This is a genomic window from Pseudomonas sp. VMV1, from assembly GCF_056790235.1.
On sequence record NZ_JBXGSE010000002.1, the window covers coordinates 690,387 to 703,556 of the forward strand.

10 protein-coding genes are annotated in these 13,170 nt (G+C 65.9%); 3 read left to right on the plus strand and 7 right to left on the minus strand.

The window, feature by feature from the left end; translation table 11 throughout:
* Window positions 1–69: 69 nt before the first annotated feature.
* Window positions 70–1,299, minus strand: coding sequence for a carbohydrate porin (locus ACUCV0_RS08745; protein WP_313647225.1), 1,230 nt, complete (start codon window positions 1,297–1,299; stop codon window positions 70–72).
* Between the two features lie 207 nt (window positions 1,300–1,506).
* On the opposite strand from ACUCV0_RS08745, the gene ACUCV0_RS08750 reads away from it, so the two are divergent.
* Window positions 1,507–2,451 carry an NAD(P)-dependent oxidoreductase gene (locus ACUCV0_RS08750; RefSeq protein ID WP_482212509.1) on the plus strand — a complete coding sequence of 315 codons (945 nt, stop codon included), beginning with the start codon at window positions 1,507–1,509 and terminating at the stop codon, window positions 2,449–2,451.
* 232 nt (window positions 2,452–2,683) lie between these two features.
* Complete coding sequence (locus ACUCV0_RS08755; RefSeq protein WP_482212510.1) at window positions 2,684–7,027, plus strand: DEAD/DEAH box helicase; 4,344 nt, start codon at window positions 2,684–2,686, stop codon at window positions 7,025–7,027.
* Between the two features lie 16 nt (window positions 7,028–7,043).
* On the opposite strand, the gene ACUCV0_RS08760 is transcribed toward ACUCV0_RS08755, so the two are convergent.
* Window positions 7,044–7,769 (minus strand): TorF family putative porin, encoded by a 726-nt coding sequence (locus ACUCV0_RS08760; protein WP_313647228.1) that lies wholly within the window; start codon window positions 7,767–7,769, stop codon window positions 7,044–7,046.
* Window positions 7,770–8,239: 470 nt separating this feature from the next.
* On the opposite strand from ACUCV0_RS08760, the gene ACUCV0_RS08765 reads away from it, so the two are divergent.
* Window positions 8,240–8,371: a hypothetical protein gene (locus ACUCV0_RS08765; protein ID WP_257721099.1), complete on the plus strand. Its 132-nt coding sequence runs from the start codon at window positions 8,240–8,242 to the stop codon at window positions 8,369–8,371.
* A gap of 86 nt (window positions 8,372–8,457) precedes the next feature.
* Here the strand turns inward: ACUCV0_RS08765 and ACUCV0_RS08770 are convergent, their stop codons facing one another.
* From ACUCV0_RS08770 to ACUCV0_RS08790, 5 genes are all read right to left on the minus strand, one after another.
* Entirely contained in the window at window positions 8,458–9,222 is a 765-nt protein-coding gene (locus tag ACUCV0_RS08770) for an ABC transporter ATP-binding protein (protein WP_059315348.1), read from the minus strand.
* Between the two features lie 34 nt (window positions 9,223–9,256).
* A complete protein-coding gene (locus ACUCV0_RS08775) occupies window positions 9,257–10,369 on the minus strand; it encodes a succinylglutamate desuccinylase/aspartoacylase family protein (RefSeq protein WP_271655266.1) in 1,113 nt (370 codons plus the stop codon).
* A 37-nt stretch (window positions 10,370–10,406) separates the two neighbouring features.
* On the minus strand, window positions 10,407–11,117 hold the full coding sequence (locus ACUCV0_RS08780; protein ID WP_059315346.1) for an ABC transporter permease: 711 nt from the start codon (window positions 11,115–11,117) through the stop codon (window positions 10,407–10,409).
* Window positions 11,114–11,854, minus strand: coding sequence for an ABC transporter permease (locus tag ACUCV0_RS08785; RefSeq protein ID WP_059315345.1), 741 nt, complete (start codon window positions 11,852–11,854; stop codon window positions 11,114–11,116). Before ACUCV0_RS08785 ends, ACUCV0_RS08780 begins: the two co-directional genes overlap by 4 nt.
* Window positions 11,855–11,956: 102 nt before the next feature.
* Window positions 11,957–12,736, minus strand: a complete 780-nt coding sequence (locus tag ACUCV0_RS08790) for a transporter substrate-binding domain-containing protein (RefSeq protein ID WP_059315344.1) — start codon at window positions 12,734–12,736, stop codon at window positions 11,957–11,959.
* Between the last annotated feature and the right edge of the window lie 434 nt (window positions 12,737–13,170).

Consider the following 13,170-nt stretch of genomic DNA (forward strand, 5'->3'; position numbering starts at 1 on the left):
TCAGGAAACCGACCGGGCAGCATAAGTTTAGTTCGCCCGGTTATGACGGGCGGTCTCGCTTGCCGGTCTCTACCACCAGGTTTCCAGCTGCACGCCGAAGTTGTTGCCGTGGCGGGCATCGCCGAAGGCACCGCTGTCGGATAGCGCCGTGCCGGCTACCGCAGCGTCCTGGGCGCCACGGTTCCAGCTGGCATAGGTCCAGTAGAGGCGGATCTCCGGGCGGTCCATCAGGCCCATGCCGCCCAGGGCCAGCGTCGGCGCGACGGTGACCTTGTTCAGGGTACGGGTGGCGCCGCTGTCCGGATGGATCTGGTCATGGCCGAATTCCACCTGCAGCTTGAACAGCCGGGTGAAGGCATAGCTGGGGCGCACGCCGAAGGAATACCAGGTCTGGCCACCGTCGCCCGGCGCCCGGTCGCGCTGGTAGAGCGCCAGCAATTGGCCGCCGAAGCGTGGCGTGATCTGCCAGCGCGGCGATTCGAGGATACGCAGGCTTTCATATTCCTGATCCGCGGTCAGGCTACCGGTGGCGCCCAGCCCGGTTCCCGCGCCACGACCATACTGCACGGTGAAGACGTTGACTCCACCGAAGAATTGCGCCTGCTTGTGCTCGGCGGTGGCTGACCAGCCACTGTGAGCGCCCTCTACCTGGCCGGCGCGCTGGATATAGGACAACCCCAGTTCGATTTCGCCGCCAGGGTTGGTCTTGATGCCGCCGAGGTTGAGGTCATGGCGGTTGGCCTTGTCCGGCTGGTTGATGTTGTCTTCCCGACTGAAGGCGTAGCTCAACCGCACACCGCTGTCGCCCAGGCCGTAGTCCTCGATGCCGAAGCCGGTGCCACTCGGATTCCAGTAGTAGAAGTCGTTGATATGGATGTCGTGGCGCTTGTAGTAGCGCCGGCCGGCCCAGACGCCGCCACCGTTGAGCGCCGGCAGGCTGAGGCTGGTCCAGATCTGTGGCAGGCGCACGTTGCCGTTGTCGCCGCTGAAGGTGGGCGTCTGGTCGTAGACGTTGTAGAGGCTGGCCATGCCGTGCACCTTGAGCTCGGTGCCATCGACGCCCTTGTACAGCGTCTGGTGCAGTTCGAGTTCCCAGTAGGTCTCGCATTCGTTACCCAAACGGTACTTGGCCGGTGCGCCGGGCAGTTGGAAGCAGCTCTGCTTGCCGCCCGTGTCGGCGCCACCGACGCCTACCCGTCCGTAGCCGTTGAATTCCAGCGCCATGGCGGTCAGCGGCAGGCTGCTGGCAAGCAAGGCGAGGCAGGAGGCGGTGCAGGCCTGGCGGAGAACTCTACTCATCCCAAAAAATCCCTCTGTGGTTGGCGAACGCCGATCGGACCTGGCGTCAGGTCGACAAGTTGCGCGAAAAGCTACTCCTATCAAGGACTTGGAGTAGCGTCGACGCCATGGTGGGCCAGGCTGAAAGCGGCGGCCTAAAGAGAATGGTTGACGACCATGCCCTCCGCTGGCGACGCTGGGTTTTTTGGCCAGGTAAAGTATTACAAGATGAAACCGACGCTGCTGATGGCCCCGCAATTGCCTCAGGGACTGGTTACCCAGCTCGAAGCCCGCTACCGGGTACTGGGTCCCTTTCCTTCCGCGGATCCCGCCGCCTTGCCTGCCGGCGCCGAGGAGGCGGTGGCCCTGCTGACCATTGGCGGCCTGCCCACCCGCGCGGCCTTGCTGGACGCGCTTCCGGCATTGCGCCTGGTAGCCTGCTATGGCACCGGCTACGAGGGCGTGGAGCTGGCAGCCTGTCGCGAGCGTGGCATCGCCGTGACCACCGCCGGTGACGCCAATGCCACCGCCGTGGCGGAATTTACCTTTGGCCTGATCCTGGCCAGCGCTCGCCGCCTGTTGCAGGGCGATGCCTTCGTCCGCAGCGGCCGCTGGCAGGGCAACGCCGTCGAGCGCATGCCCCAGGTTCCGGGCCTGGCCGGGCGCCGACTGGGCATCTATGGCCTGGGCGAGATCGGTCGGCGCATCGCCCGCCGCGGCGAGGCCTTCGACATGGAGATCGGCTACTTCAATCGCTCGCCACGCACGGGGCTGGACTACGCCTATCACGGCAGCCTGCTGGAGCTGGCGCGCTGGAGCGATGTCCTGGTGGTGGCGGTGCGCGCCAGCGCCGAGACCGTGGGGGCGATAGACGCCGAGGTCCTGGCCGCCCTCGGAGAGGAGGGCCATCTGGTCAACATCTCCCGTGGCAGCGTGGTCGATGAGGACGCCCTGGCGGCGGCCCTGGAGCAGCAGGTCATCGCCGGTGCGGCGCTGGATGTCTTCGCCCGCGAACCCGAGGTGCCCGAACGCCTGCGCCAGCAGCCCAACCTGTTGCTCAGCCCCCATGTCGCGGCCAATGCGGCTTCGGCCCAACAGGCCCAGCAACAGGTGATGCTGGCCAACCTCGAAGCCATGCTGCAGGGGGGCGAATTGCACAATCGCATCGCCTGAGAGCCTGTTAAAAGTCTGCGGCGCGTCGGCCAAACGGCGTTGAATACACCCCGGATCGCCAGCCCGGTCGGAATGCTCATTTACCACTCGTAAACTTCGCACGCGAGCCCGGTCCGCTTCCTCAGGTCTCTTCGCCTTGTTTGGCTCTAGCTCGCTAGACTTTAAACAGGCTCTTATCCGCCGCCGGTCGGCTTGGGTTGTGGCCCCTGATGGCCACTCCCATATTGGGCTCATGACCTCGATATCGCCTGCCGCCGTCCTGGCGGACTTTCACGACGCGCCGCGCAGCTGGTTCACGACGCGCTTTCCCGCACCGACCGAGGCGCAGCTGCAGGCCTGGCCGGCCATTCGCGCCGGCGCCTCGGTGCTGGTGGCGGCCCCCACCGGCTCGGGCAAGACGCTGACCGCCTTCTTCGCCGTGCTGGATGGCCTGGTGCAGGAGGCGTTGCGGGAAGGCGGCCTGCCCGAGGCCTGCCTCTGGCTCTATGTGTCACCGCTCAAGGCTCTGTCCAACGACATCCGTCTCAATCTCGAAGAACCCCTGGCCGGCATCAGTGCAGCGCTGGAGGCACGGGATTTACCGCCCTTGGGGTTACGCACGGCGGTGCGTACCGGGGATACGCCACAAAAGGAGCGGGCGGCGATGCGTCGGCGGCCGCCGCACCTCCTGGTCACCACGCCCGAGTCCCTCTATGTGCTGCTCGGCTCGGATTCCGGGCGGCGGATGCTGGGTAGCGTCCGCGGTGTGATCGTCGACGAGATCCACGCCATGGCCGACGGCAAGCGCGGCAGTCACCTGACGCTGAGCCTGGCGCGACTGGAGGCCTTGGCGGGACGTCCACTGCAACGCATCGGCCTGTCCGCCACCCAGAAACCCCTGGCCGCCGTCGCCGCCTTTCTGGTCGGGCGCGATGCCCAGGGCCAGGCACGGCCCTGTACGGTGGTCGACATCGGCCACCAGCGTGCTCGCGATCTGGCCCTGGAGGTGCCCCCCGTTCCCCTGGAGGCGATGCTCTCCACCCAGGCCTGGGAGCTGGTCTACGACCGCCTCGCCGAACTGGCCGAGGCACACCGCACCACCCTGGTGTTCGTCAACACGCGGCGCCTGGCCGAGCGCATGGCGCGTCAGCTCTCGGATCGCCTCGGTAATGGCCAGGTCGCCGCCCACCATGGCAGCCTGGCCAAGGAGCAGCGGCTGGATGCGGAGCAGCGCCTCAAGCGCGGCGAATTGCGCCTGCTGCTGGCGACCGCTTCCCTGGAGCTGGGCATCGACATCGGTGATGTCGACCTGGTCTGCCAGATCGGCTCGCCAGGCTCCATCGCCGCCTTTCTGCAGCGGGTCGGGCGCGCCAATCACCAGGTCGGCGGCCTGCCCAAGGGACGACTGTTTCCCACCTCGCGCGACGATCTGGTGGAATGCGTCGCGCTGCTCGATTGCGTGCGCCGGGGCGAACTGGACACCCTGCACATCCCCCAGGCACCGCTGGATGTCTTGGCCCAGCAACTGGTGGCCGAGGTGGCCTGCCAGGAGTGGTCGGAGACAGCGCTGCTGGCCGTGCTACGCCAGGCCGAACCCTATGCCGCTCTCGAAGAGACGGACTATACCGCGGTTGTGGAGATGCTCAGCCAGGGCTATACGGATCGCCGCGGGCCCCGCGCCGCCTATGTGCACCGGGATGCGGTCAATGGCCTGCTACGCGGTCGGCGCGGCGGCAAGGCCACGGCGGTGATGAGCGGCGGCACCATCCCCGAGAGTGGTGATTTCAGCGTGCTGCTGGAGCCCCAGGGCCATACGGTGGGCAGCGTCAACGAGGATTTCGCCTTCGAAAGCCTGGTAGGCGACGTCTTCCAGCTCGGCAACACCGCTTACCGCATCATCAAGATCGAAGGCAGCAAGGTGCGGGTGGAAGACGCCAAGGGGCAGCCGCCCAACATTCCCTTCTGGCACGGTGAGGCGCCGGGGCGCAGCGACGAGTTGTCGGCGGGCCTGGCGCGGCTGCGGGCGGAACTCGAACCGCTGCTGCCCGGCACCGACGAGCCACCGGAACCGGCCATCGCCCGCATCGGCGCGGCCTATGAGCTGGAGGAGGGTGCCGCCCGCCAGTTGGTGGACTATCTGGGTCGTGCCCGGCAGGCGCTGGGTGCGCTACCGACGCAGCAGACGCTAGTGATGGAGCGCTTCTTCGACCAGGCCGGCGGCATGCAGCTGATCATCCATGCCCCCTTTGGCAGCCGCATCAACCGCGCCTGGGGCCTGGCCCTGCGCAAGAGATTCTGCCGCAACTTCAATGTGGAGCTGCAAGCAGCAGCCACGGAGAACGCCTTGATCCTCTCGCTGGCGACGAGCCACAGCTTCGTGCTCGACGAGGTCTGGCGCTACCTGCATCCGGCCACCGCCGAGACCGTGCTGGTCCAGGCCCTGCTCGATGCGCCCCTGTTCGCCGTGCGCTGGCGCTGGAACGCCACCACGGCGCTGGCGCTGCCGCGCTTCAGTGCCGGGCGCAAGGTGGCTACCCAGGTGCAACGCATGCGCAGCGAAGACCTCCTGGCCACGGTCTTTCCCGACCAGGTTGCCTGTCTGGAGAATCTCGTGGGCGAGCGTCAGGTGCCAGACCATCCACTGGTCCGCCAGACCCTGGATGACTGCCTGCACGAATCCCTCGACAGCCGCAGCTGGCTGGCCCTGCTGGCGCGCATCACCGGTGGGCAACTGACCCTGCTGACCCGCGATCTGCCCGGGCCGTCGCCGCTGGCTGCCGAAGTACTCACGGCCAAGCCCTATGCCTATCTGGACGACGCCCCGGTCGAGGAGCGGCGGACGCTGGCGGTGCAGAATCGTCGCTTCGGCGGCGCCGATCCCGACGAGCTGGGCGCCCTGGATCCCGCCGCCATCGCCCTGGTACGCGACGAAGCCTGGCCACGCCTGGAGACGGCGGATGATCTGCACGAAGCCCTGCTGGGTGTGGGCTTTCTCACCGAGGTCGAGCTGACGCGGCACCAGTCCCAGGTCCGCCAGCTGGTCAAGGCCGGCCGAGCCGGTTGCCTGCGGCTGCCGGAGGCGACCCTGTGGATCGCGGCCGAGCGCCTACCGCTCTTTCAGATGCTGTTTCCCGAGGCCTCCACGGAGCCGCCGCTCAGCCCGCCGCCCGGATTCAAGGCGCCTGTGGATCCTGAAACGGCACTGGTGGAGCTCTTGCGCGCGCGCCTCACCGCCCTTGGACCGGTGGACCAGCGTCCGTTGGCCGCGAGCCTCGGCCTGCCGCCGGAGCGCCTCACCCCGGCGCTGCTGGTGCTGCAGAGCGAAGGCTACGTCTTGCAGGGGCGCTTTACCGAGGCGGACGACGCGGTGGAGTGGTGCGAGCGCCACCTGCTGGCGCGAATCCATCGCTATACCCTAGGACGCCTGCGCAAGGCCATCGAGCCGGTGGCGCTGGCCGACTACCTGAGGTTCCTGCTGGAGCATCACCATCTGGCCGGTCCGGCGACCCTGAGGGGCGGAGAAGGCCTGGAACAGGTCATCGGCCTGCTGGAGGGCTTCGAGGTCGCCGCCGCGGGCTGGGAAGGGGAAGTTCTTCCCAGTCGTCTACCGGATTACCAGTTTACCCACCTCGATGATCTCTGCCGCGCTGGCCGGGTCGTCTGGCTGCGCCTGCCGCAACCCGGACGCGGTGGCGGCGGCCCGGTCAAGGGCTCACCCATCGTCCTGCTGCCCCGACGTCACCTGGCCGACTGGAACAGCCTCACCGCGCCCCCGCTGGCCGAGGCCCTGTCGCCCAAGGGGCAGCGGGTACTGGAGGTGCTCACGCGTCGCGGTGCCTCCTTCTTCGATGAGCTGCTCGGCGAGGCGCGCCTCTTGCGCAGCGAGCTGGAAACGGCCCTGGGCGAGCTGGTTGGTATGGGCGCGGTCAACGCCGACAGCTTCGCCGGTCTGCGCGCCCTGTTGCTACCAGCAGCCAAGCGCGGCAGCCGCACCGGTCTGCGCCGCGGGCGAATGCCTCTCTATGGCGGCATGGACGACGCCGGGCGCTGGGCGGCCTTGCGACTGGCCGAGGCCCCTACCGAGGAGCGGTTGCCGGATGCCCTGCTGGAGCGGCTGGTCTGGCTGTTGCTGCGCCGCTATGGCGTGCTCTGCTGGCAGCTGCTGCAGCGTGAGAGCGAGGTGTTGCCCCCTTGGCGCGATCTCTTGCGCGCCTGCCATCGTCTGGAAGCCCGTGGCGAGATCCGGGGCGGTCGCTTCATCGCCGGCCTGTCCGGCGAGCAGTTCGCCGATCCGGCGGCCATCGCACCCTTGCGGGAATGGCGCCAGCGCCCGCCGGAGGATCTGTGGGTATGCGTGTCGGCGCTGGATCCGCTCAATCTGATCGGCACCCTGCTACCGGGCGCCAAGGTGCCTGCCGTGGCCGGCAATCGCCTGCTCTATCGCGATGGCGTACCCATCGCCACCCGGGTAGGGGCGAAGGTCAACTGGCTGGTCGAGCTGGAGGCCGGGGAGCAGGTGCGGGCGCGTCAGGCCTTGCAGCAACTGGGGCGGGAGCGTCCCCAGGTAGAGCTTGGGCGCAGTCTGTTGCGGCAGTAGCGGACAGCCGTGGCGCTTAGAAGAAGGGGTGCGAGGCCTTGAGCATGAGGGCACTGTCGCAGTAGGTGTTGTGGCCCGAATACACCGAGCAGTCGGCGCCTCTCAGGCTGGTACCGCTGTAGGTCAGGTTGAACAGGGTGTTCACCCACTTGCGGCTCAGATTCACCGACCAGTCGTTGAAGCTGCGCACCATGCCACCGCTGTCGAGGGTGGAGGGCACATCCAGCACGTAATTGGTGTACTTGAGCGAGACGCCGGTCTTGATCAGGGGCAGGGTACCCAGGTCGGCATAGACCGAGGCGTTGTGGCGGCCCGGATCGTTGGCGAAGGCCGCGCCCAGGCGCTTGCCGTAGACGGTCATGCCGGAGTAGAGCTCGCGGCTGGGATCGACGTTCTGGATCAGGTTGCTGTAGTTGATCACACCCAGTTCGTAGCCATAGCCGGGGGCAAAGCGATGCTTGTAGCCGGCGTAGGTGTCCATCTCCAGCAGCGGCGCTTCGGCGGACGAGGCGTTGTTGGTCGTCCACTGGCCGAAGTACAGGCCGCTGTCGTGGGTGAGATCGAAGCCACCACCCATGCCGGCGGAGTTAGGGGCGACCAGGCCTTGGGCCATGCTGCGTGACGGCGCCGTGCTCATCTTCAGATCGAAATCCCCCACTTCACGCTGCATGCCCCAGCTGGCAGCCATCGCCGGGCTCGCCAGGAGTCCGAGGATGAGGAGTAGTGGTAAGGATCTGGTCATGGAAGCACTCCTGCCGTGCCGATAGCGCAATTGATGGAGATGTGATGGGGATAACAACAAGCAGGGAGAACACCAGGGTGCAACCACCTTGATGGCATCGTTGTTATTAGATGAGAAACCACGGCTAACCCGTTATCGCCATTGGATGATAACCAACGTGGCCCGGGTTTTTTCGCCATTCGTCAGTTTCTAGATCAGCCATTGAACTCGCCAAGAGTAACCAGACAGGCGAATTTGATATGGGTTCCAACAATAATCATCGACACACCAACTGGCAGGGTGGTGCGGATGACTTCCTGGCTGCCAGGCCTGAGGACATACTTTTTGACAAAGCGTAGGGCCATTGCGACGAACAACCGCGGCCTGGTGGATTGAATCGGCAGCGGAAGACTCAATATCTTAGGGTGACGGGCAGCAAGGCCCGTCCCGACGTGGCTGTCCCTGATAGAGCACTGGCTCGAGGAGTTTTCATGAACGACCGTATACAAGCCCTGGTGCTGGACCTGTTTGCCCGTTTCGGCCTGGTAAAGGCCATCCCGATTCGCAGCCAGGAGCGCGAGCGGTTGGCGGCTCAGCGTCGCCACGAGCAACAGCGTCGCTGAGCGACGCGTTCAAGCGTGATCGGGCGCGGACCTGAAAGCCCAAGGGCGCCAGGTTCGCGCGGCGGCCCCTCGACAGGGACCTGAGGTCACTTGAGATTGCCGCTGAGGAATTGTCGTAGCCGCTCACTGCGCGGATTGACCAGCACATCGCTCGGCGGACCTTCTTCTTCCACCACACCCTGGTGCAGAAACAGCACCTGGGACGATACCTCCCGTGCAAAGGCCATCTCGTGGGTCACCATGAGCATGGTGCGACCTTCTTCCGCGAGAGCGCGGATGACCTTGAGCACTTCGCCGACCAGCTCCGGATCGAGCGCGGAAGTGGGCTCGTCGAACAGCATGATCTCCGGCTCCATCGCCAGGGCACGGGCGATGGCGACCCGTTGCTGCTGGCCACCGGACAGGAACGCCGGGTACTGATCGGCGACCCTTGCTGCCAGACCGACCTTCTCCAGGTACTTGCGTGCGCGGTCTTCGGCTTCCGCCTTGCCGACACCCAGAGCCTTGCGTGGCGCCAGGGTGATGTTGTCCAGCACGCTCAAGTGGCTCCAGAGATTGAAGTGCTGGAAGACCATGGCCAGGCGGGTGCGCAGATTCTGCAGCTGAGCCGCATCGGCCACCCGCACCGCGCCGTGGTCATCGGCCATGCGGATGGTCTCGCCGTCCAGGGTCATGGTCACGGCGTTGGGCTGCTCGAGGAAGTTGATGCAGCGCAGGAAGGTGCTCTTGCCGGAGCCGCTGGCGCCGATCAGGCTGACCACATCCCCGGTCTTGGCCTTGAGCGAGACGCCCTTGAGCACTTCGTGGTCGCCGTAACGCTTGTGCAGGCCTTCGACGGTCAGTTTGTACATGGATAGGGATTCCACAGCTGAAAAGGAATAGGGGTCACGGCGAGAGCAGGTAGCCGCTGCGATAGGCCTCGGTGCCCGCCACGTGGGCGATCACCATGCCGGCCGTGGCCATGCGGCGATTGGAGCGCGCATAGAGGACACCGGCGACCGCACTGCGTACCTCCTCCACGCGATCACTGATGGGGTCGATGACCTGCGCCAGCACCTGGCCCACCTCGATGCGCTCGCCCACCTGGGCCTTGAGCACCAGCACGCCACCCTGGGAGGTCGCCACGGGCTCGACGGCCGCCAGCGGCGTGGCAGGCTCCAGCAGCGGCGGCAGGGGAGCCGCCTGGCCGCTCACGAAGCCCTGATGACGTAGGTAATGGACGATGGCATCGGCGTCCGGACCGGCGAGCTCATCGCGCACGTCCAGCTGACCGCGCAGCTCCAGGGTCACCGACAGGCTGCCCATCGGCAGGCGCTCGCCGAAGCGCTGGTTGAGGTTCCACCAGAGCAGGGTGAAGCATTCATCGAAGGACTGGCCGCCCGAGTCGGTGGCGAGCAGGCTGGCCTGCGAGCCGAAATAGCGTGCCAGCGGCTCCACCTGGGGCCAGGCTTCCGGCGTGGTGTAGAGGTGGGCCACGGCGTCGAAGTCACAGTGCAGGTCGAGCACCACCTCGGCGTCGCAGGCCAGGCGTTGCAGGGTCAGGCGTTGGCTGTCGAGCTGGGTGGTGGCGGTTTCTGCGGCCAGGGCGGTGCGGAAGGCCTCGCGCACCAGGGCTTGGTTGGTGGCGATGTCGTCACCCAGGCGCTCGGCGACGGCGGCTTCGACCTGGGCGGTCATGTCGCGAAACCGACGGTTGAAGTTCTGGCCGGTCTCCAGCTCGTAGCGACCCAGGTGGACGTCGGCCACCTGCTGGTCCTGGCCGATGGGGTTGGCCACGGGCACCAGCACCACTTCCGCCAGCAGCTCGCCCGCGGCGTCGAGCGCCTTGAGGCGCTGCTTGAGGTGCCAGGCGGTCAGCATGCCGGGCAATTCGTCGGCATGCAGCGAGGCTTGGATATAGACCTTGCGGCCACTGTCGGTGGGGCCGAAGTGGAAGCTGTGAATGCTGCGCTCGGTGCCCGGAACCGGGGCGACCAGCTGATGGGTGAGATGGCGCATGACTACTCCGGGGCCGCGCAGGACGCGGCCGCTTGGGTCAGTGGGTCGGGCCGAGGAAGGCCAGCCAGCGGCGTTCCGCGAGGCGGAACAGGCCGATCAGGATGAAGGACACCGCCAGGTACATCAACGCGGCCAGGCCAAAGGCCTGGAAGGTCAGGAAGGTCGCGGTGTTGGCGTCGCGGGCGATCTTGAGCAGATCCGGCACCGTGGCGGTGAAGGCCAGGGTGGTGGAGTGCAGCATCATGATGACTTCGTTGCTGTAGAAGGGCAGCGACCGACGCAGCGCCGAGGGCAGGATCACGTGCACATACAGCCGCCAGCCGTCCAGGCCGTAGGCCTTGGCCGCCTCGACCTCGCCGTGGGGGGTGTTGCGGATGGCCCCGGCAAAGATCTCGGTGGTGTAGGCGCAGGTGTTCAGGGCGAAGGCCAGGATGGTGCAGTTCAGGCCGTCACGGAAGAAACTGCCGAGCAGTGGCTGGTCGCGCACGAAACCCAGGCTGTAGATGCCGGTGTAGCAGATCAGCAACTGCAGATAGAGCGGGGTGCCGCGGAAGACATAGGTGTAGAAGCCGATGGGCCAGCGCAGCCAGCGCCGTTCGGATACCCGCGCCACCGACAAGGGCACCGAGACCAGGAAGCCGATCACCACCGAGGCCACCAGCAGCCAGAGGGTCATGGCCAGTCCGGTGATGTGGTAGCCATCGGTCCACAGCAGGGGTTTCCAATATTGCTGCAGGAGTTCGATCATCGCTTGGCCTCCCGCACGCCGACGTGATAGCGCCGTTCAAGGGCACCGAGGATGGCATTGGTCACGGCGGTGATGAGCAGGTAGATGACGCCGGCGACGATCAGGAAGTAGAACAGCTTGAAGGTCCCCTTGCCGGCTTCCTGGGAGGCACGCACCAGGTCCGCCAGGCCGATGATGGAGACCAGCGCGGTGGCCTTGAGCAGCACCTGCCAGTTGTTGCCGATGCCGGGCAGGGCGAATCTCATCATCTGCGGGAAGGTGATCAGGGTGAAGGTCTGCCAGCGGTTCAGGCCGTAGGCCAGGGCGGCCTCGCCCTGGCCGCGCGGCACGGCGAGGATGGCGCCGCGAAAGGTCTCGGTGAAATAGGCGCCGTAGATGAAACCGAGGGTGGCGATACCGGCGGCCATGGGATCGATGTCGATGTAGTCCCAGCCCATGTAGTCGGTGAGGGCGCCCAGCCAGTTCTGCAGGCTGTAGAAGATCAGCAGCATCAGCACCAGGTCCGGTACACCGCGGATCAGGGTCGTGTAGCTCTGCGCGATGAAGCGCAGGGGCGTGAAGCGCGACAGCTTGGCCGAGGCGCCGAGCAGGCCGAGGATGACCGCCACTACCAGCGCGAAGCCGGCGAGCTTGAGGGTCGTCAGGGTGCCTTCCAGGATCAGCGGGCCGTAGCCATGCAGGCTGAGCGTGCCCAGTCCGATGGACTGCAAGAAGGAGTCGAAGGAATTCTGCTGCATGCGTCTTGGGGGAATCGCCTGGTGAGTCCGCGGGCGCGGCGAGCGCCGGCGGTCATACGTAAAACGCCCCCGGTGGCACCAGGGGCGTCTGCCGAACCGACCTTACTTGGGATCGTAGAGGTTCAGGTCGCCAAAGTACTTCTTCTGGATCTTGTCGTAGGTACCGTCGGCGTGGATGGCCGCAATGCCCTTGTTGACGAAGGTCTTGAACTCGTCGTTGCCCTTGCGGATACCGACGGCGGTATCGGCCGGCAGCAGCTCGTCGTGGATGGCGGTGTTGACGTAGCCCTTGCCCTGGGGCGACTTCATGAAGCCACCTTCGGCCTGCAGCATGTCCTGCATGGCGACGTCGATACGGCCCGACACCAGGTCGGCGTAGACCTGATCCTGGTTCTGGTAGCTCTGCACGTTGACGCCATTGGGCGCCAGCTTCTGCTTAGCGAAGGTCTCCTGGATGGTGCCCTGCTGCACGCCCACGGTCTTGCCCTTCAGGCTTTCCGCGGTGGCCTGCAGGTTGGAACCTTCCTTGACGACCATGGAGGAGGGGCCCGACCACAGCAGGTCGGAGAAGTCGATCTGCTCGGCACGCGCCGGGGTCTTGGTCAGCGAGGACAGGATGCCATCGAACTTGCGCGCGCGCAGGCCAGGGATCAGGCCGTCGAAGTCACTCACCACCCACTTGCACTTCACCGCCAGCTTTTCGCAGATGGCGTTGCCCAGCTCGATGTCGAAGCCGACGAAGCTGCCATCGGCGGCCTGGGATTCGAACGGTGGGTAGGTGGTGTCCACACCGAAGCGGATCTCTTTCCATTCCTTGGCCATCGCCGAACCGGCGGCCAGACACAGGGCGAGCGCAGAGAGAGTCAGCCAGCTTTTTTTCATGTCGGATCCTAGAGCGAATGTGGATGAAATCATGGCGCCATTACGACGTCCGTGCCCTCGCGGGAGCAATAAGCTTACCAGTCGGCGAAGATCGTCCCAAATCTGTACGCGGTTGCCGCGTTGTTTACATCCTGTAGCAGCTAGCCGCATCGAGCGGCGCGCATTATGCACCGGAACGGCGCGGCTTTCCTGCCTGGGGCGGACGAGTGCACCGCTTTGGGTCGAAAAAGACACGGCTGCGCCAAAGGTGGGCAGAAAGGTAGCAGAAGGACAAGTCGGGATAGAGGTCGTATCTGTTCGGTAGCAGTCATCCGCCGCAGCTGTGTGCAAAGGAAACGGGAGAAAGACCGGATGACCAATCGGCAAAACGGGGTGGCTCCGAGCGCGATCCACGTGGCGACCGCTGCTCAGGTCGCGGCGGTCGCTCAGGGTTT

Coding starts and splice junctions, on each gene's coding strand:
- ACUCV0_RS08785 (WP_059315345.1), bottom strand. CDS start 11,854: ATGCAGCAGAATTCCTTCGACTCCTTCTTGCAGTCCATCGGACTGGGC.
- ACUCV0_RS08775 (WP_271655266.1), bottom strand. CDS start 10,369: ATGCGCCATCTCACCCATCAGCTGGTCGCCCCGGTTCCGGGCACCGAG.
- ACUCV0_RS08750 (WP_482212509.1), top strand. CDS start 1,507: ATGAAACCGACGCTGCTGATGGCCCCGCAATTGCCTCAGGGACTGGTT.
- ACUCV0_RS08765 (WP_257721099.1), top strand. CDS start 8,240: ATGAACGACCGTATACAAGCCCTGGTGCTGGACCTGTTTGCCCGTTTC.
- ACUCV0_RS08790 (WP_059315344.1), bottom strand. CDS start 12,736: ATGAAAAAAAGCTGGCTGACTCTCTCTGCGCTCGCCCTGTGTCTGGCC.
- ACUCV0_RS08745 (WP_313647225.1), bottom strand. CDS start 1,299: ATGAGTAGAGTTCTCCGCCAGGCCTGCACCGCCTCCTGCCTCGCCTTG.
- ACUCV0_RS08770 (WP_059315348.1), bottom strand. CDS start 9,222: ATGTACAAACTGACCGTCGAAGGCCTGCACAAGCGTTACGGCGACCAC.
- ACUCV0_RS08760 (WP_313647228.1), bottom strand. CDS start 7,769: ATGACCAGATCCTTACCACTACTCCTCATCCTCGGACTCCTGGCGAGC.
- ACUCV0_RS08755 (WP_482212510.1), top strand. CDS start 2,684: ATGACCTCGATATCGCCTGCCGCCGTCCTGGCGGACTTTCACGACGCG.
- ACUCV0_RS08780 (WP_059315346.1), bottom strand. CDS start 11,117: ATGATCGAACTCCTGCAGCAATATTGGAAACCCCTGCTGTGGACCGAT.